Raw genomic sequence first — 19,285 nt, forward strand, 5'->3', positions numbered from 1 at the left:
TAAAAAAACGCAACCCGTAGGCTGCGTTTTTATCAGCATAGCAAACTAACGATTAGTCTTCGTCAGTTGATGCGTCTTGCTCTGAATCCGCTTCAGGTTGTTGCGTCGCTTCCGTATCAATCGCCTGCTCACCGTCGACTGCGATTTCACCATCTTCGATAGCGTCTTCATCCAGTTCAACTTCTTCTGGCTCATCAATACGCTGAAGACCAACAACAAGTTCTTCTTCAGCAGTACGAATCAGCGTTACACCTTGAGTGTTACGACCAACACGGCTTACTTCAGAAACACGAGTTCGTACTAATGTACCACCATTGGTGATCATCATGAACTCATCGCCATCTTCAGCCTGAATTGCACCAACAACTTTCCCGTTACGATCAGAAACCTTGATAGATACAACACCTTGTGTCGCACGGCTCTTCGCTGGGTATTCTTCTAGTGAAGTACGTTTACCGTAACCATTTTCAGTTACTGTCAATACGTCACCTTCGTTGTGTGGAACAATCAGTGAGACAACTTTGTCACCTTCAGCCAGCTTAATACCACGAACACCCGCTGCAGTACGGCCCATGCCACGAACACCGCCTTTTGCATTGCCGTCTTCGTCAATGACAGGGCTTTCGTAGAATCGGACCACTTTACCGTAAGAAGAGAACAACATGATATCGCGTGTGCCATCAGTGACATCGACACCAATCAGCGAATCTCCTTCACGCAGGTTCACTGCAATGATACCAGCGCTGCGAGGGCGGCTGAAATCAGTCAGAGGTGTCTTCTTCACAGTACCGTCAGCGGTTGCCATGAAGACAAACTTATCTTCTTCGTACTCACGTACAGGCAGTATCGCGGTAATGCGCTCACCTTCTTCCAACGGAAGAATGTTCACGATTGGCTTACCACGAGCAGTACGGCTCGCTAATGGTAACTGGTACACTTTCAGCCAGTACATACGACCACGGCTAGAGAAGCACAAAATAGTATCGTGAGTATTGGCTACCAGCAGACGCTCGATGAAGTCTTCTTCCTTCATGCGCGTAGCCGCTTTACCTTTACCGCCACGACGCTGAGCTTCGTAGTCACTCAGAATCTGGTACTTCACATAGCCTTCGTGAGAAAGCGTAACAACCACATCTTCTTGAGTAATTAGATCCTCAAGATCGATATCATGGCTCGCTGCCGTAATTTCAGTACGACGTTCATCGTTAAACTGCTCTTTAACGGCAAAGAGTTCTTCGCGAATGACTTCCATCAGGCGCTCAGGGCTACCAAGGATGAATAGTAATTCTTCGATGACATCAAGAAGACCTTTGTATTCTTCAAGGATCTTCTCGTGTTCCAGACCGGTTAAGCGGTGCAGACGCAGCTCAAGAATGGCTTGTGCTTGTGGCTCTGTCAGGAAGTACTGACCGCCATGAATACCAAACTCAGGCGCTAACCATTCAGGACGTGCAGCATCAACACCAGCACGCTCAAGCATGGCAGCAACATCACCTAACTGCCACGGACGAGCAAGAAGCCCTTCACGCGCAACTTGTGGTGTTGGAGCATTACGGATCAACTCGATAATTTGATCGATGTTAACCAGTGCAATGGCCAGACCTTCAAGGAGGTGTGCACGCTCACGCGCTTTACGTAATTCGAAGATTGTACGACGCGTTACCACTTCACGGCGGTGATTCACGAAGCACTTCAGCATCTCTTTTAAGTTAAAGAGCTTCGGCTGGCCATGGTCAAGTGCAACCATGTTAATACCGAATGTCGTTTGCAGCTGAGTCTGTGAATAAAGGTTATTGAGAATAACTTCACCAACCGCATCACGCTTACATTCAACAACAATACGCATACCGTCTTTATCAGACTCGTCACGTAATGCACTGATGCCTTCAACTTTCTTATCTTTAACCAGCTCGGCGATCTTTTCGATCAAACGGGCTTTATTCACCTGATATGGGATCTCAGTGACAATAATGGTTTCACGACCATTTTTCTCAACTTCAATATCAGCTTTGGCACGCATGTAAACTTTACCGCGACCAGTATGGTAGGCATCAATGATACCTTTACGGCCATTGATCTGTGCCGCCGTCGGGAAGTCAGGGCCAGGAATATAATCCATCAGCTGATCGATAGTGATCTCTTCATTATCGATATATGCCAGACAGCCATTGATGACTTCACCCAGGTTATGAGGCGGTATGTTCGTTGCCATACCAACCGCAATGCCCGATGAACCGTTAACCAAAAGGTTAGGAACCCTAGTTGGCATAACCGCCGGGATATATTCTGTGCCATCATAGTTAGGCACATAGTCGACCGTTTCTTTATCGAGGTCTGCCAAAAGTTCGTGGGCAATTTTTGCCATACGAATTTCGGTATAACGCATTGCTGCAGCTGAGTCGCCGTCAACGGAACCGAAGTTACCCTGACCATCGACAAGCATGTAGCGTAGCGAGAATGGTTGCGCCATACGTACGATAGTATCGTATACAGCACTATCACCATGGGGGTGATATTTACCGATTACGTCACCAACCACACGGGCAGATTTTTTGTAAGCTTTATTCCAGTCATTGCCTAGCACATTCATCGCGAATAATACGCGACGGTGCACTGGCTTAAGGCCATCACGCACATCCGGAAGAGCACGACCCACGATAACTGACATCGCGTAGTCGAGATAAGAGCTTTTCAGCTCATCTTCAATGTTGACGGGCGTGATCTCTTTTGCAAGATCGCTCATTGAGCCAATATCCCTCAGGTAATTTCTGTCGTATACGTATACCAAACGGCATAGTTATCTCGCCTATCAGCGCATCATTCGTTGATAACGGCCTCAAATGGCTTTGATGTAGCCCCCTACATCTTCAACCTTTTGGATTGCTCTCAAACTGCTGAGACCGCTCTGATTGGAGCAGATAACTATGACGTTAGGTATAATACGTTAAGGTGCGAGAATGTAGCATAATTCCGACTTAATAGGCACACCTTTCACTGCAGTTGTGAGTAATTTAGCGTATTTACGAAAAATCAGAAACCATACGATCGACATTTAGGTGAATTCCTAACCTTTACTGGTTAATTCTTGACCACCAAACTCTATTTAACCCCTGTGTTGGACACAAAATTGCAACCAATTGTAAATATTCGATCGATGCGACTTTTATGCACATTGAGCACATGATCTGAGTGAATTCAGACCGCTGTCACCTTTCTTGTCAGCGCCAGGCGTAAAATCGATCTTGCACACAGGGAAATTTATCGTAAATAAATAAGTGGGGTTGGCATGTTAAGTTCTGTAATAAATACCATCGGATTGTGCATCATCTGCGGGAAATATGTACTTATGCTAATTCTGGCAGCAATGACCATTTTTTCAGGTTCATTTAATCCTGAAGTGCTGGCTTTTCCTATCATTGAATCGTCAGAATAATTGTCGCTGAACTCTGCATCTTGAGATAGTTTGGGTATATAATGCGCCATCCAGTTAAGGAAAATGGCGATAACAATGACCAAGCAGTTAAATGTCGATCCGGCAGAAATCAGTAAATTTGAAGATATGGCGTCACGCTGGTGGGATTTCGAAGGCGAATTCAAACCCCTTCACCAAATCAACCCGCTTCGCCTGAATTATGTTATTGACCGTTGCGACGGGCTGTTTGGCAAGAAAGTACTGGATGTTGGCTGTGGAGGCGGCATTCTGGCAGAAAGCATGGCTGTGGAAGGTGCCGATGTTATCGGATTAGATATGGGCAAAGAACCCCTGACCGTTGCCCGCCTGCATGCATTAGAGACAGGTACAAAACTAGAGTATGTCCAATGCACAGCGGAAGAACACGCCGAGCTGCATCCGCAAACCTATGATGTGATCACCTGTATGGAAATGTTGGAGCACGTCCCCGATCCGGCGTCAGTGATTGCGGCTTGTGCCAAGATGGTTAAACCAGGCGGCCATGTGTTCTTTTCCACTTTGAACCGCAATACCAAATCTTTCCTCTTTGCCATTGTGGGTGCAGAGCACCTACTCAAGTTGGTACCTAAAGGGACACACGATCACAAAAAGTTTATTCGTCCCTCGGAATTGATTGGCATGATTGACCCGACCCCGCTTCAAGATCGCCACATTACTGGCCTTCACTATAATCCGTTAACGGATCACTACTGGTTAGGTAACAACGTTGATGTGAATTATATTGTCCACACTGTCAAAGCTTAATTTTTTCACTTCAGTATTGAGTTTCTCATAACAGGGCATGCTATTGCCCTTTTATGTATCCTACTGTTATTTCAGCTCAACATTCAGATCCCCCCATTCACGACCTTACTCCAAAAAGAACCATTATTCACTCAGATAGCGTCTTGACTAAAAGCTAATGAATCCTTGCTCGTCTCTACATCTTGAGATGTTTTGAGTATATGCTTTCTATTAGAGCTTTCTTTTTGTGATTGTTATATGGACATTTAAGCATGATAAAAATTATCCAAGCCGTTCTGTTTGATCTCGACGGCACTTTATTAGATACCGCGCCAGATATGGCAGAAGCGGCCAACCGAGTACTGGCCGATTATGGTCATGGCCCGCTCACCGCCCCCCAAATTAAAGCCAATACCAGCTATGGTGCAAAAGGATTACTCTCTGCAGGCTTCGGCGTTATACCTCCGCATCTTGATCTGCACAAGCTCAGGCAGGAGTTCCTCGATTACTATCAGCAAAATATCTGTGTCGGCACGTCTATTTACCAAGGTATTCGTCAATTACTCTCATACCTTGAACAACAAGGGATCCCCTGGGGCATTATGACCAATAAGCCTCGGTTCCTGACAGATATGCTGCTGCCGTTTTTTCCGGAACTGCTGAAAGCACAAGCCATCGTATGTGGTGATACGCTCGCCTTAGCGAAGCCTCACCCCGAGCCCCTGCTTTATGCCAGTAAGTTACTTGGTGTCGACCACGAGATATGTGCCTATATTGGCGATATCGAAAAAGACATGATTGCTGCTCGTGCAGCAAATATGCATCGTTATATTGCTGGCTGGGGCTATATTGGCGAATCGCATACACCGGAGCACTGGGAAGCGCATGGCATTCTGCAAACACCCGAAGCATTTATCACCACCCTGAAAAGTCAAAATGAACGCAAATAAGCTATATTTCAAGCAATTTTCAGGGGTTGACCGAGCTGCTTTAAAACCACTAAAAATCAAGAAAAATAAATTTTTATTTTAAAAAAAAGCAATCATATACGGGTTGCTTTTTTCATTAATATTGCTACATCTAACCAGAACGGGTTAGTAGGCACTAACTATTTATTTTGAATCCCCAAGTTATCCACAACCGGTCAAAAACTACCACCTTGCAAAGTAGTCTCTTCATCACTATCTTGTAACCCCATAAGCTCAACACCACCATATATAGTGTTTTCACACGCAACAAGAAATGTAACAAAGATCACAATCTTTGCTACCCTTATTATTAAAGTTGCAAAAAAACACCGGATGTATGAAATTTCGGGAAAACGACAAAAAATGAATCAACAACTCACTGTTACCAAGCGTGATGGCCGCAAAGAAACTATCGATTTAGATAAAATTCACCGCGTTATTGCCTGGGCTGCAGAAGACCTAGTCAACGTATCGGTATCTCAAGTTGAACTGAAATCTCACATCCAGTTCTACGATGGTATTAAGACTGCAGACATCCACGAAACCATCATCAAAGCAGCAGCAGATCTAATCTCGGAAGAGTCACCAGATTACCAGTACCTTGCAGCACGCCTCGCGATCTTTAACCTGCGTAAGAAAGCGTATGGTCAATTCGAGCCGCCAACACTTTATAAGCACGTTACTACGCTTGTTGAAAAAGGTAAGTACGACCAACATCTGCTTGAAGACTATAGCGAAGAAGAATTTGCCCTGATGGACAGCTTCATCGATCACTGGCGCGATATGAACTTCTCTTACGCCGCGGTCAAGCAGCTTGAAGGTAAATATCTGGTACAAAACCGTGTATCCGGTGAGATCTTTGAAAGTGCCCAGTTCCTTTACATCATGATTGCTGCCTGCCTGTTCGGTAAGTATCCAAAAGAAACGCGCCTTAGCTACATCAAACGTTTCTACGATGCGGCATCAACATTCAAGATTTCACTGCCTACGCCAATTATGTCTGGTGTACGTACGCCAACGCGCCAGTTCAGTTCTTGTGTCCTGATCGAATGTGACGATAGCCTCGATTCAATCAATGCAACCGCAAGTTCAATTGTTCGTTATGTTTCTCAGCGTGCTGGTATCGGTATCAATGCCGGCCGTATTCGCGCATTAGGGTCTGAAATCCGTGGTGGTGAAGCTTTCCACACCGGCTGTATTCCATTCTACAAGTACTTCCAGACGGCAGTTAAATGCTGTTCTCAGGGTGGTGTTCGCGGCGGCGCAGCAACCTTGTTTTACCCAATCTGGCACGGCGAAGTTGAATCGCTGCTGGTACTGAAAAATAACCGTGGTGTTGAAGAAAACCGTGTCCGTCATATGGACTACGGCGTACAAATCAACAAACTGATGTACACCCGCCTGATCAAAGGGGCAAACATCAGCTTGTTCTCGCCTTCTGATGTACCGGGTCTTTATGACGCATTCTTTGCCGATCAAGACGAATTTGAACGTCTGTACGTCAAATACGAACAAGATAGCAGCATCAAACGTAAAACCATTAAGGCCATCGACCTATTCTCGCTGCTTATGCAAGAGCGAGCCTCTACCGGCCGTATCTACATTCAACACGTCGATCACTGTAATACCCACAGCCCGTTTGACCCAAGTGTGGCGCCGATCCGTCAATCTAACTTATGTCTTGAAATTGCATTGCCAACCAAGCCATTAAGCAATGTCGAAGACGAAAATGGTGAAATTGCACTATGTACGCTGTCGGCATTCAACTTAGGCGCCATTGATACGTTAGACGATCTTGAAGAGCTTGCCGATCTGACGGTTCGTGCGTTAGATGCCCTGCTGGATTACCAAGATTACCCGCTACCGGCTGCACGACGTTCAACCATGAACCGTCGCACCCTTGGTGTGGGTGTTATCAACTTTGCCTATTATCTTGCCAAACACGGTGTTCGTTATTCTGACGGCAGTGCAAACAATATTACTCACCAGGCTTTTGAAGCGATTCAGTACTACCTGTTGAAAGCATCTGTCGGCTTGGCAAAAGAACAAGGTGCTTGTCCTGCGTTTAATGAAACAACGTATTCGCAAGGGATTTTACCTATCGATACCTACAAAAAAGAGATCGATAAAATCTGTAGTGGAGAGCTTCACTACGACTGGGAAACCTTGCGTGAGGAAATTAAGATTCACGGCCTGCGTAATTCAACCCTGTCTGCGCTTATGCCTTCTGAGACATCGTCTCAGATCTCTAACGCAACCAATGGTATTGAACCGCCACGTGGCTATGTGTCAGTGAAAGCTTCGAAAGACGGTATCTTGAAGCAAGTTGTTCCTGAGTACACCAAGTACAAAGATAACTACGAACTACTGTGGAATATCGGCAGCAACGATGGTTACCTGCAGCTTGTGGGCATTATGCAGAAGTTTATTGATCAGTCGATTTCTGCCAACACCAATTATGACCCAAGCAGTCAACCTGGTGGCAAAGTGCCGATGAAACTGTTGCTAAAAGACCTGCTAAACGCGTATAAGCTTGGCGTAAAAACGCTTTACTACCATAATACGCGTGATGGCGCTTCTGATAGCCAGAACGATACTACAGACGACTGCACCAGCTGTAAGATCTAAGCGCTATAGGTTAATACAGCGACAGATGCGCTTTTTTGATCCAGATCTTGTGTGAACTGCACAGCACTGAACAATGAGTATTTAAACATTAAATGGGAGCGTCAGCTCCCCTTTGATTTTGAGGAAATGATGGCATATAGCACTTTTTGTCAAACCAATAACGATCAGCTAAAAGAGCCCATGTTCTTTGGCCAGTCAGTCAACGTTGCTCGCTATGACCAGCAGAAATTTGAGATTTTTGAAAAGCTCATCGAAAAACAGCTTTCCTTTTTCTGGCGACCAGAAGAAGTAGACGTATCAGGCGATCGTATTGATTACAACAATCTGCCTGATCATGAGAAGCACATTTTCATCAGTAACCTCAAATATCAGACGTTACTGGATTCTATTCAGGGTCGTAGCCCGAATGTCGCCCTGCTGCCCATTGTGTCTATCCCAGAGTTAGAGACATGGATTGAGACATGGTCGTTCTCTGAAACGATCCACTCGCGTTCCTATACCCATATCATCCGTAACATTGTTAATGATCCTGCGGTAGTTTTTGATGATATCGTCGAAAACGAATACATCATCAAACGTGCAGGTGACATTTCCAAGTACTATGACGATCTGATCGCAGCAACCAACGATTATCACCGCTTAGGCGAAGGGTCGCACACCATTAATGGCAAAACCATTACGGTAAACCTTCGTGAGATCAAGAAAAAATTGTACCTCTGCATGATGTCGGTGAACGCGCTGGAAGCGATTCGCTTCTATGTCAGTTTTGCCTGCTCATTTGCTTTCGCTGAACGCGAGCTAATGGAAGGCAATGCGAAAATCATCAAGCTGATCGCCCGTGATGAAGCTCTGCACCTGACTGGAACCCAGCATATTCTTAACCTTCTTCGCTACGGTCATGACGATCCTGAAATGGAAGAGATTGCCGCGGAATGCAAGCAAGAATGCTTTGATATTTTCAAAGAAGCGGCAGAGCAGGAAAAAGAGTGGGCTGAATACCTGTTCAAAGATGGCTCGATGATTGGTCTGAACAAAGATATTCTTTGCCAGTACGTTGAGTACATCACTAACCTGCGCATGAACACGGTGGGTCTTGAACATGCCTACCCGGGCGCGACGCAAAACCCAATTCCGTGGATTAACTCCTGGTTGTCATCAGACAATGTTCAGGTTGCTCCGCAGGAAGCAGAGATAAGCTCATACCTTGTCGGCCAGATTGATAACGATGTCAGTGCCGACGATCTGGTTGATTTCGAGCTGTGAGTCGACTAACCATTACGGTTAACGGACAAGAGGTTCATGGCAATAGCCGTGAACCTCTGCTCGTACAGTTAGAAAATGCCGGAATACAGCCAGAGTACCAATGCCGCAATGGCATGTGTGGCGCTTGCCGCTGCCAACTCACAGCCGGCGCTGTCGATCAGCAAAATGCTATGGCTTTTGTTGGTCAAAATGAAATTCTGGCTTGCCGTTCAATCCCCAAGGCAGATGTCGAGATAGCGTTCAATTACCAACTTATCGCTTCCTTGAAGTCTCAAGCGGGCTGAGATGCCGCACATCAAACTCCCCTTTGAGAGTTGCTTAGGGAACCCACTCCCACGAAGGGATTGCGATTTCTGCACACATTCCGTTCGACGAGAATTCCCGGAGTAAGTCGTAAGTCCTGAACCTCGCATCTTTACGAGGCTTGGCAACAGAGCCTAATTACTCCTCTCGATAAATTTCCACTACTTTCTGCAACTCAATCACTTCCGGCTCCGGTATATTTTCCTCCGGGTAGGCATTGCGTACTTTTTCAGTCAACCCTTTGGCAAAAACATCTCGCTCTCACGCTGGATCGATTCATACTGACCGATCACCTCTCTGTCATCCAGCCAGCGGCGTAACATATCAAGCATCACTGTCGCGACCACATTCCTGTAGTCATTTGATCCATAGCGACGTTTGGTTTTAATTAGCTGCGCCCAATCACCTTGTGGCGTAGATAATGCCACAGCAACTTTATCGTCGTGAACAGGCCCTGATACCAATACAATATCGGATGCCGTATCACCCCTGGCTGCTGTCGCCATGGCGAACGCAGACGCCAGCAGATCCTTTGTCGCCATCTCAGGCTCGGCATTCGCCGCCAGCATCCAGCCCTGGCGGAGTTTAGCCTTGGCGTTCGGGAAGTCCTGCAGCCAACTGGTTAACCAGCCACCGGTAGACTGCTCTGCAATGGTTAAGCTAAGATCTTGCTTAACCAGTAACTCTCCAACCTGCTCAGGCAGCGTTTTTCCAACACCGACGACATTATCACCCAGCTGTAACACCATTGTTTGCTGCAAAGAAAGGGCGTGCTCATTTCCTCTCGGTGCAAACAGTTTTACCTCAATAAACGGCAATGCCGAGCGGTAGCCAATTTCATACCCTTTGGGCAAAGATAGCGGAGATAATGTCTCGCTAATGCCCGATTCGGATAAACCAAACGTATAAAAACGGAGGCAATCACGCGCTGCTACCGTAGGAAAGGCACAGGTTAAGCGAGGAATAATTTCAACTTGCACCATCTGTTTAAATTCACTGGGAACTCCCGGGGTGAAGAACAACCAGGCGCGATTCAGTTTGATCGCAAAACCACAAGCTGTACCTACCGGGTTTTCTAACAACTCTGCCCCTTCAGGCAACATGGCTTGCTTCAGGTTAGTCTTTGGCATTTCCCGGCCCAATTTCTGATACTTAGCCTGCATCTGCTCTACCCAGTAATCAGACTGCTCAAGGCCGACATCGCTGGCTATCGCCGCTGCCTGGGCCGTTAAATCATCACTGGTTGGGCCTAAACCGCCATTAATAACAACAATATCAGAGGTAAGACTGCAGTGTTCTATTTCAGTCGCTAGCGCTTCTAGCTGATCACCCACCGTCGTACGACGGGATAACGCAAAGCCTTGCTGAAAAAAAAGACGTGATAACCATGCCGCATTCGTATCCAAAATATCTCCGTGCAGCACTTCTTCACCAGTACTGATCATCGCAATCTGCAACATGACTTCCCTCTTCTGTAATTGATCAGCTAACAATATATACCCAAATTACTTCACTATGCGACATTCAGTGGTTACAGAACCACTCCACAGGATCGAAACACAATAGACACACAAGAAAACACCCTTAACTGTAAATATAAATTTACACCCGTGATCGTTAAAGTTGACAGCCAAGCTAACTGGCTTTAAGGTATCGACCAGCAGATAAAAGTACCTTTTCATCTTCATACTACCCGTTACCACTAATTAAAGAGCAAGAATTGTGAATATCACCTATTACTACATCTCTTATCGCCAGCCACAACGGCACGATCAGGTGTAAACTTAAATTAACAGTTTGAACTCGATTACGCCGCTGTGGCTTTATTTTCCGACAGGGAGATTAACCACGGGTGTACACGCCTCTCCCTAACCACAAAAACGATTATAAATCTGGGAACTACAACTTTAATGACCATGAACAAAACTTTCGGCAGCATGCTGATCATTGCCGGAACCACGATCGGCGCAGGCATGCTGGCATTACCACTGGCTTCTGCCGGGCTTGGGTTTACCGCTGCAACTCTCACTATGTTCGCCATTTGGGCTTTAATGATTTATACCGCGTTGCTCATGCTCGAAGTCCACCAGCATGCGGACCAAAATGCGACCTTACATAGCCTGGCCCATCAGCTACTCGGCCGCAAAGGTCAAATTATCGCCAGCTTTGCTATGATGTTCTTATTTTATGCATTATGTGCAGCTTACATTGCCGGTGGCGGCGAGCAGTTAAACAACAAACTCAATAACTGGATGGGATTGAACGTGGCTCCTCAGGTTGGCGTAATTAGCTTTACCCTGATTATTGCGACAGCTGTCTCTATTGGTACACACTCGGTCGATATCGTGAATCGTATTCTGTTCACCCTGAAAGTCATTGCACTGGCTGTAATGCTTGGTTTACTCGTTCCGCATGTTCAAGGCCAGCACCTCGTTGATATGCCCGTACAGAACGGACTCATTATTTCTGCTCTGCCAGTGATCTTCACCTCTTTTGGCTTCCACGGTAGCATCCCTTCAATTGTTCGTTATGTCGGGTTAGATATTAAAGTGCTGCGCAAAATAATGGTGATAGGCTCAGCTGTTCCGCTGACCGTTTATATTCTGTGGCAAATTGCCAGTCAGGGAGTATTGAGTCAGCCTGATTTAATGGCCAGCACCACACTAGGCTCATTCATTAGCACGTTAAGTGAAATGCTTCATAACCCGTTGGTCAGTAAATCGGTCTCTGTTTTTGCGGATCTGGCACTGGCGACCTCTTTTCTTGGTGTAAGCCTGGGCCTGTTTGATTTCCTATCTGATATTTTAAGCCGCGACAATCAAGTAAAAGGGCGCCTGCAAACTGCGCTGGTCACTTTCATTCCTCCATTGGGTTTTGCACTTTTCTATCCACAAGGCTTTATTACGGCACTGGGCTATGCGGCAGTTGCTTTGGTAATTCTGGCTATTTTCTTACCGGTAGCCATGGTGAACGTGCAGCGGAAACAGACGGGCTTGGGCTATCGTGTTCGTGGTGGTACGCCAGCTCTGATTGCCGTTACTGGCGCAGGTATTCTTATTATCAGCGCACAGTTCCTGCAGATGGCCGGCCTTATTCCTGCGGTTGGCTAGGGTCTGTTCATCTTTCAACGCAACTATTTATCCTGCTAATTAAATCCCCATTCCTCCCCTTGTTAAGGCTCGGCAGCACGAGCCTTAACATAGCCAATCAAACGCATATTAATGCTAGGAATATTACTGATTGTACGGGATACTTATTGTGCATATATTGCTTTAAGTTTTATCAATAATTATCAGTACACCCATTAAGTCACGGCTATTTGCACTCATCAATATTGGAACCAGCCTTCGTTTTTACTTTCTGGAGCATAAGTTGCGCAATAAATTTTACGCATCATTTTTACTTAGTTGCACGCTAACCGCTCCGGCTTATGCACGGAGTGAGCCCCCCGTCAGCAACAACCGTTATGATGGCCAGAGTCTTTTTCTCGAGTATAATTTTCACTCCGGTTACCAGGCTTTATCTGATGATGGCAATACAAATCACAGCAATATAAAAGTCGACCCTTTATTCTCTGCGAATTCCGTCAATACGATTCCAATGCATCTTTCTGCGGCACCAGAACAGAACTGGGATTACCTTATGGAACAGTCTTACACCATTTTAGGCCTGAGTGTGGCAATGGTCGGTATGATGACCTTACTGCCTGAAAGTGTGACCAATTGGGATGAAGAAGATCGCAACTTAAGCAATCTCGGCAGCAAGTGGTGGGATAACGTCAGCCAGGGTCCGGTATGGGATAATGACGATCATTATCTGAACTACATCATGCACCCTTATTTTGGTGGTGTTTACTATACGGCGGCTCGTCATTCAGGTTTTGATGAATGGGAATCATTTTTATATTCAGCCACTATGTCAACATTCTTCTATGAATATGGCGTCGAAGCCTTCGCGGAAGTCCCCTCGATACAGGATATTATCGTCACACCTTTATTCGGTGCTGCGGTGGGTGAGGCCATGTTCCAGACTGAATTAGATATCACAGCAAATGGTGGTGAAGTACTCGGCTCTGAAACTCTGGGCAGAGTCAGCCTGTTTTTCCTCAACCCCGTCGGTCATATCCATTATTGGGTTTCAGATTGGTGGAAAGGTGATACCAACGTCAGCTTTATCTATACCCCTTGGTTTGGGAATGCTAATGCGGCAAATTTTGCATTAGAGGCTGGCGCACCGTATGACAAACAGTTTATTGGCTTAGAGTTAAAAATCGAATTTAAGTAACAAATACAGCAGTACATAGTAAAACTATATTAACTATATTAACTATATTAACTATATTAACTATATTAACTATATTAACTATATTAACTATATTAACTATATTTACTATATTAACAATCTTATATATACAACTTTTACCTTTAATTTTCAAGAATTTATACGCAAACTTTTGCAGTTGATGAAGTAATATCACGCTTTTCTATTAATTCAATATTTATACCATTATTTTTACGTTACTCTCCTGTTACTTTCAAGCCAATCAATGCCTAAACCCTGGTGATGAACGATACCTTTTCTCTTTTTGATCATATTCAATCGCCAATATGGGTGTTTGATCTCGACTACAAAAAAATAATCTGGGCCAACAAAACCTCTTTATCTTTATGGGAAGCCAGGTCTTTAGAAGAGTTAACTGCCCGAGATTTCGCCCAGGACATGTCACAGGCCGTTGAAGCCACCTTGAAGGGTTATCGCCAGCGATTTGAGAACGGAGAAGCGATTAAAACGTGGTGGAACTTTACCCCTAAGCAAATATTGAAAAATGCTCTCTGCATATTCTCGGGGATTAGCTTACCTGATGGACGTGTTGTGATGCTGGTTGAAGTGATTGCCGAAGAATCCAGCATGCGTCGCGATCTTGCCTTTTCAGATTGTTCCAATCTTGCTCTGCTATTTTCCGACCAAGGCGATCTGATCAGTGCCAATAATACCTTTAGTCACTCTTTTGGTCAGTCTTTGCATGATCTTGGGAGCTTCCTTGGTGATACTGAGCTCGCGAGTGCATGGATAGAAGATGCCAAGCAGCAAGGTTCAATTAACCATGAAAAATTGTGCTGGACCGGACAAAACCACCTTTGGTTTGACATCAGAGGAAAATGGCTGCAAGACAACCAGCAGCTTTTACTTCATCTGATCAATATTAGCCCTGAAAAAGAAAGGCTTAAACAAGCTATACACCATGCAAAACATGACTTTTTGACTGGATTGTTGAGCCGTCATGGGATCTCCAGTGCGATAAATGAGTCGCATCATAGTCAGCAACCTTACGATTTGCTATTTCTCGACATTGATGGATTTAAATTGGTGAATGATGCCTATGGCCATGCCATCGGCGATAAGCTGCTACGCGCCATTGCACTACGGTTAACAGAAATGCTGCAACACAAAGGCTTGTTAGCCCGTTTTGGTGGCGATGAGTTTATTATTCAGGTTGAACATCGTAATGTCCCAAACATCCCATCGTTTGCAAAGACAATCATCAAAGAACTGAATAAACCTTTTCATATCAAAGAAGTCGGTGAACTTTCTATTGGGTGTAGTATCGGTACGACTAGCTACCCCGTTGATGCCCAAGAGATTGAAACGCTGATCACCCAGTCCGATATGGCAATGCACCGGGCTAAATTACGAGGCCGTAATCGCAGTCACCATTTTTCGCAAGATATGGCTGATGCCTTATATCGAAAGATGACGTTACGTCATCACCTGACATTGGCACTTGAAGCTGACGCTTTTGAACTCTACTACCAGCCAATTGTTGATTTAAAAGCCAGGAAACTAAAAGGCTTTGAAGCATTGATTCGCTGGTACGACGAAGAGCTGGGACAGGTTTCGCCGGCTGAATTTATTCCACTGGCGGAAGAAACAGGTCAAATAGTCCCGTTGGGGACCTGGATTCTGAAAACGGCCTGCCAGCAACTTGCCTCATGGCAGAGCCGGTATGATGATAAATTTATAATGAGCATTAACTTGTCACGTGCCCAGCTTCAATCCACTCTGGCGCCGACAATTAAATCGATAATAGAGCAGTTTGATATCGATCCTGCCCAGTTAGCGCTGGAGCTAACTGAATCAACCATGCTGCAGGAATATGACGACGCTAAACAGTGTCTGGAAGATTTGGCAGCGTTGGGATTAGAGCTCTATCTTGATGATTTCGGAACCGGATACTCTTCTCTTTCACAACTTCAGGATCTGCCAATCAGTACGGTCAAACTGGACCAAAGTTTTGTTCAGGGCGAGCACAAAGGCAGCCAGGCTATCGTTGAAGCAACTCGGGCCATCTGTGAAAAATTCGATTTGAAAATCATAGCAGAAGGCGTCGAAACCGCCAGCCAGCTGGAATACCTGCAAACATGTAATTTCGATTATTGCCAGGGCTACTTTCTCGGCAAGCCAATGCCGCCGGGGGAACTGGAAGCAACTAAGTTTGCCTTGCTCAATGAGATCCCCGTAACAAAATACATCCACTAACAAATAAGGCCGCTAACGGGCCTTATTTCACCGATAGCCTTTATTAAAAACAACGCCCAGCTTTAGTACAGAGCCAGTAATACGGCTACCCAATCGGTCACACATCACAAAACTGACAATATCATAAACTTTCAACACACAAATGCATGTAGTTTTGTATGCAACAGGATTGTTTATATTTTCACTCACCATCTGATTTTAGCTTATGTAAGCCGCTAAATTATTCGCTAATTTATTGTATAGAAAGATAAAACATCGCGTCACCACCAAAAGTATCCTTTATCATAATATTCTACTGGTATTTCAATCTGATAGAGTCTTAGTCATTTCATCCCTCTACAGTGCATCAATTTAAGATTAGAATCTTTATCTGTTTGATAATTTATATATTTTTTATTGCAGTCACTAAGAAGGCAGATATGAAAGACCTCTCATTTCGACGTATTGGTTTTAAGCAACGTATTATTTTTACCGTTGCTCTACTGGTATCCGCGGCACTGTTGGTCACCAACTGGCTGTCTTATAACAATTTCAAAAACGACAAAATTGCCTCGATTGAAGAACAATCGCAATTAATTGTAAAAAGTGCAAAGCGTGAAATCGAATTATCGATGCAGACCAAAATTGATGCACTGGGCTCAAGCAAAGCCTTTTTCCGATCCAGCCACTCAAATAGCGAATATGTCGAGATAGCAAGGTTGCTCACCGAATCGGTTGGATATTCCAGCTTTACCGTGGGCTACAGTGATGGCCGTGCCTTCGGTGACTCCGGTGGTAACAATGGTGTCTTTGATGTCCGGGATTATGATCCGCGTACCCGTGATTGGTACCAGCGAGCATTAGCGAGAAAAGAAACCATACTGACCGATATCTATACCGATGATACGACCGGCGATTTGATGGTGAGCATCGCGACCCCAATGGGCAGCGAGGGTGTAGTGGTCGGTGATATCTCATTGAAAAGTCTTAATTACGCTATTAACAATGTTTATTTTCCCGGAGCAGTGATCTTAATTCTTAGTGAACAGTTTTCTCAGCTGGCATCCTCAGATCCCAGTGATGAGCTGGGGATCTATTTTGATATTCCGACATTGGAACAGCAGATGGCAAGCTTAGGCTCCGGTGCTGCCGATTACCAGTGGGCAGGAGCTGATAAACGCGCCTATTTTTCTGAAATTCCACTTGTTGACGGCCATAAATGGTATCTCTACGTCGGCGTTGATAAATCGGTGGTCTATGCCGATGTTGAAGCGGCACTCGTCAATGCATTATCAACATCCGCTGTCATTCTGATCATTGCACTCCTGATTGTCATTGTGGTGTTAAACCAGCTATACCGTCCAATCCTTACACTTAAAGACGTGGTACTTGATTTATCAAAAGGAAACGGCGACCTCACCCGACGATTACCTGTTACTAGCAATGACGATCTTGGCCAAATATCACAGGGGATTAATATTTTTATCGAGAACCTGCAATCATTGATGCTTGAGGTCTCGCAGTCTTCTGAACATATTTCCCGCAGTGTCGACCAGCTTAAAAACCAAACCGACGCAAACAACGAGGTGTTAACAGCTCATGCGACTGAGACGGTGCAAATTGTTACTGCGATTGAGGAGATGAGCGCTACTGCGAATGATGTCGCAAGTAATGCGTCAGAAGCTTCCCAATTTACCCATAAAACCAATTCACGCGTGGCAGACTCTAAAAATGTTGTCGCCCTTGCTACAAATACAGTCTCTCAACTTGTTGATAATGTTGAAAACACCTCTGTCAGTATTGCCGAAATAGAAAAAGACACCTTAGAGATCACCAATGTACTGAATGTTATCGGTGAAATAGCCGATCAAACGAATCTGCTGGCGTTAAATGCCGCCATTGAAGCGGCCCGAGCCGGAGAGCAAGGCCGGGGCTTTGCCGTTGTTGCTGATGAAGTAAGGGCACTGGCAGCCAGAACACAGACAAGTACAGCAGAAATTGAACAAACGCTAAGTAAACTACGTAACGGTTCATGCTCCGCAATGGCTGCTATGGCTGCGACCAAGTCAACATGTGAAAAAACCGCAGAGAGTACGTCTCAGGTGGAGAGCGACCTTGATACTATCGCCCATTCAGTCACCCACATTAATGACCTCAATACCCATATTGCTACCGCAGCCGAACAGCAAAGCTCTGTTGCAGACGAAATCACCCGCAATATGGCTGCTATTCGTGAAATCGTAGAGAGTCTGTCTTCTAATGGAGAAGCGACAACAAATGAAACCATCAATCTGGCTGCAGCAAACAGTCAATTAAAATCGATTGTTGGGAAATTCAGGTTGCAGTAACCGGTTTTCGACCAACAAGGGGAGCAGCCAGTAGCTTGCTGATTATGCGAGAAGCGTACATACGCTATCAAGGTGCTCCCTTGCAAGCCCTTCTCTCTTGCCAGACTGGGAGCCCACCGTGGTTCCCTTGTTTGCATTGAAGTGACATTGATGCCTGCCGCGGTATGGGAAAATCGTCAATAGTGCTCTCGGTAGGCGAAGCCAACAAACCTGGCAACTTGTGTGGGCGGATGAGTTAGACCATAATAAATTTTTAAGACCGTAATAATTGCTTAAATAATCAGTAATTAAAAGACCCTCTTACTTTATGAAGTTACATCACCTAGAAGGTTATATTCAATCGATTTATTTAGCTGAATATCAAGATAAGCTTTTATTACTCGATGGCTGTAGCCGTGCTGATATACCCCTGTTAACACAATTTATTACAGGCTCACTGCAAAGGTCTATAAATGATCTCAGCCTCGTGGTTGTTACCCACATGCACCCAGATCATGCAGGAGCCGCCCACAGGCTACGCCGTTTAACCGGTTGTAAAATTGCAGCCGCCGATGTGTCTGGGCAGTGGTATGCAGGGCTTGACGGCCTGTTAATGCATTTCACCGATATGCTGCTGGCGAAATGGGTAGCAAAACGCATGAACAAGCCACGGCGCAATGTATGGTATTCAAGTAGGCTTCACGCTGACTATAAACTTGGCGACGGTGATCCTTTACCCGACTTTCCTGAATGGGTCGCCCTTGCGACGCAAGGCCACACCGACCGAGATTTGTCTTTGCTCCACCTCCCTAGCAATCGTATTTATGTCGCAGATTTAATGGTCAAGGTAAAAGGCCGCTATATTCCCCCATTCCCTGTTTTTTATCCCAACCGATATCGTACTTCATTAAACAAAGTCATAGCACTACAGCCAGATTCAATTTTTCTCGCCCATGGTGGTGAGGTTCATCCCTCGGAACAGGAGCTCCAATACTTACTCAACCGTGCACCAAAAATTCCAACAACCCATTGGCGCTCGGTAAAGACAAAACTGAAAAAAGCATTAATATAGCGCGCTTTAACAC

General features: G+C 45.3%; 13 protein-coding genes. 11 read left to right on the forward strand and 2 right to left on the reverse strand.

Annotated elements, in window-relative coordinates:
- Positions 1-52: 52 nt before the first annotated feature.
- Positions 53-2,743, reverse strand: a complete 2,691-nt coding sequence (gene gyrA, locus R3289_RS06670) for a DNA topoisomerase (ATP-hydrolyzing) subunit A (protein WP_318924722.1) — start codon at positions 2,741-2,743, stop codon at positions 53-55.
- A 543-nt stretch (positions 2,744-3,286) separates the two neighbouring features.
- Between gyrA and R3289_RS06675 the strand changes: the two genes are divergently transcribed.
- The 6 genes from R3289_RS06675 to R3289_RS06700 all read left to right on the forward strand — a co-directional run bounded on the left by R3289_RS06675 (position 3,287) and on the right by R3289_RS06700 (position 9,338).
- Positions 3,287-3,433 carry a hypothetical protein gene (locus tag R3289_RS06675; protein ID WP_318924723.1) on the forward strand — a complete coding sequence of 49 codons (147 nt, stop codon included), beginning with the start codon at positions 3,287-3,289 and terminating at the stop codon, positions 3,431-3,433.
- Between the two features lie 75 nt (positions 3,434-3,508).
- Complete coding sequence (gene ubiG / locus R3289_RS06680; RefSeq protein WP_318924724.1) at positions 3,509-4,216, forward strand: bifunctional 2-polyprenyl-6-hydroxyphenol methylase/3-demethylubiquinol 3-O-methyltransferase UbiG; 708 nt, start codon at positions 3,509-3,511, stop codon at positions 4,214-4,216.
- A gap of 251 nt (positions 4,217-4,467) precedes the next feature.
- A complete protein-coding gene (locus R3289_RS06685; protein ID WP_318924725.1) occupies positions 4,468-5,145 on the forward strand; it encodes an HAD-IA family hydrolase in 678 nt (225 codons plus the stop codon).
- A gap of 381 nt (positions 5,146-5,526) precedes the next feature.
- The gene (gene nrdA / locus R3289_RS06690; protein ID WP_318924726.1) at positions 5,527-7,791 is read left to right on the forward strand and encodes a class 1a ribonucleoside-diphosphate reductase subunit alpha; all 2,265 of its coding nucleotides are present in this window, start codon (positions 5,527-5,529) and stop codon (positions 7,789-7,791) included.
- 129 nt (positions 7,792-7,920) lie between these two features.
- Positions 7,921-9,054 carry a class Ia ribonucleoside-diphosphate reductase subunit beta gene (gene nrdB / locus R3289_RS06695; RefSeq protein ID WP_318924784.1) on the forward strand — a complete coding sequence of 378 codons (1,134 nt, stop codon included), beginning with the start codon at positions 7,921-7,923 and terminating at the stop codon, positions 9,052-9,054.
- On the forward strand, positions 9,051-9,338 hold the full coding sequence (locus R3289_RS06700) for a 2Fe-2S iron-sulfur cluster-binding protein (protein WP_318924727.1): 288 nt from the start codon (positions 9,051-9,053) through the stop codon (positions 9,336-9,338). Before nrdB ends, R3289_RS06700 begins: the two co-directional genes overlap by 4 nt.
- 252 nt (positions 9,339-9,590) lie before the next feature.
- Here the strand turns inward: R3289_RS06700 and R3289_RS06705 are convergent, their stop codons facing one another.
- Positions 9,591-10,817, reverse strand: coding sequence for a CinA family nicotinamide mononucleotide deamidase-related protein (locus R3289_RS06705; protein WP_318924728.1), 1,227 nt, complete (start codon positions 10,815-10,817; stop codon positions 9,591-9,593).
- A gap of 450 nt (positions 10,818-11,267) precedes the next feature.
- Between R3289_RS06705 and tyrP the strand changes: the two genes are divergently transcribed.
- The 5 genes from tyrP (at position 11,268) to R3289_RS06730 (ending at position 19,272) form a co-directional block, all read left to right on the forward strand.
- The gene (tyrP, locus tag R3289_RS06710) at positions 11,268-12,467 is read left to right on the forward strand and encodes a tyrosine transporter TyrP (protein ID WP_318924729.1); all 1,200 of its coding nucleotides are present in this window, start codon (positions 11,268-11,270) and stop codon (positions 12,465-12,467) included.
- Between the two features lie 262 nt (positions 12,468-12,729).
- A complete protein-coding gene (locus R3289_RS06715) occupies positions 12,730-13,641 on the forward strand; it encodes a DUF3943 domain-containing protein (RefSeq protein ID WP_318924730.1) in 912 nt (303 codons plus the stop codon).
- Positions 13,642-13,920: 279 nt separating this feature from the next.
- Positions 13,921-15,894, forward strand: a complete 1,974-nt coding sequence (locus tag R3289_RS06720; protein WP_318924731.1) for an EAL domain-containing protein — start codon at positions 13,921-13,923, stop codon at positions 15,892-15,894.
- 419 nt (positions 15,895-16,313) lie between these two features.
- Positions 16,314-18,221, forward strand: a complete 1,908-nt coding sequence (locus R3289_RS06725) for a methyl-accepting chemotaxis protein (RefSeq protein ID WP_318924732.1) — start codon at positions 16,314-16,316, stop codon at positions 18,219-18,221.
- A 307-nt stretch (positions 18,222-18,528) separates the two neighbouring features.
- Complete coding sequence (locus tag R3289_RS06730) at positions 18,529-19,272, forward strand: MBL fold metallo-hydrolase (protein ID WP_318924733.1); 744 nt, start codon at positions 18,529-18,531, stop codon at positions 19,270-19,272.
- Positions 19,273-19,285: the final 13 nt, after the last annotated feature.

This window comes from Photobacterium sp. (assembly GCF_033720175.1).
Lineage (GTDB): Bacteria > Pseudomonadota > Gammaproteobacteria > Enterobacterales > Vibrionaceae > Photobacterium.

What these genes read in the sequence shown, in the direction of transcription:
- tyrP (WP_318924729.1), top strand. Translation starts at nt 11,268, where the DNA reads ATGACCATGAACAAAACTTTCGGCAGCATGCTGATCATTGCCGGAACC.
- ubiG (WP_318924724.1), top strand. Translation starts at nt 3,509, where the DNA reads ATGACCAAGCAGTTAAATGTCGATCCGGCAGAAATCAGTAAATTTGAA.
- nrdB (WP_318924784.1), top strand. Translation starts at nt 7,921, where the DNA reads ATGGCATATAGCACTTTTTGTCAAACCAATAACGATCAGCTAAAAGAG.
- R3289_RS06730 (WP_318924733.1), top strand. Translation starts at nt 18,529, where the DNA reads ATGAAGTTACATCACCTAGAAGGTTATATTCAATCGATTTATTTAGCT.
- R3289_RS06685 (WP_318924725.1), top strand. Translation starts at nt 4,468, where the DNA reads ATGATAAAAATTATCCAAGCCGTTCTGTTTGATCTCGACGGCACTTTA.
- R3289_RS06720 (WP_318924731.1), top strand. Translation starts at nt 13,921, where the DNA reads ATGAACGATACCTTTTCTCTTTTTGATCATATTCAATCGCCAATATGG.
- nrdA (WP_318924726.1), top strand. Translation starts at nt 5,527, where the DNA reads ATGAATCAACAACTCACTGTTACCAAGCGTGATGGCCGCAAAGAAACT.
- gyrA (WP_318924722.1), bottom strand. Translation starts at nt 2,743, where the DNA reads ATGAGCGATCTTGCAAAAGAGATCACGCCCGTCAACATTGAAGATGAG.
- R3289_RS06725 (WP_318924732.1), top strand. Translation starts at nt 16,314, where the DNA reads ATGAAAGACCTCTCATTTCGACGTATTGGTTTTAAGCAACGTATTATT.
- R3289_RS06705 (WP_318924728.1), bottom strand. Translation starts at nt 10,817, where the DNA reads ATGTTGCAGATTGCGATGATCAGTACTGGTGAAGAAGTGCTGCACGGA.
- R3289_RS06675 (WP_318924723.1), top strand. Translation starts at nt 3,287, where the DNA reads ATGTTAAGTTCTGTAATAAATACCATCGGATTGTGCATCATCTGCGGG.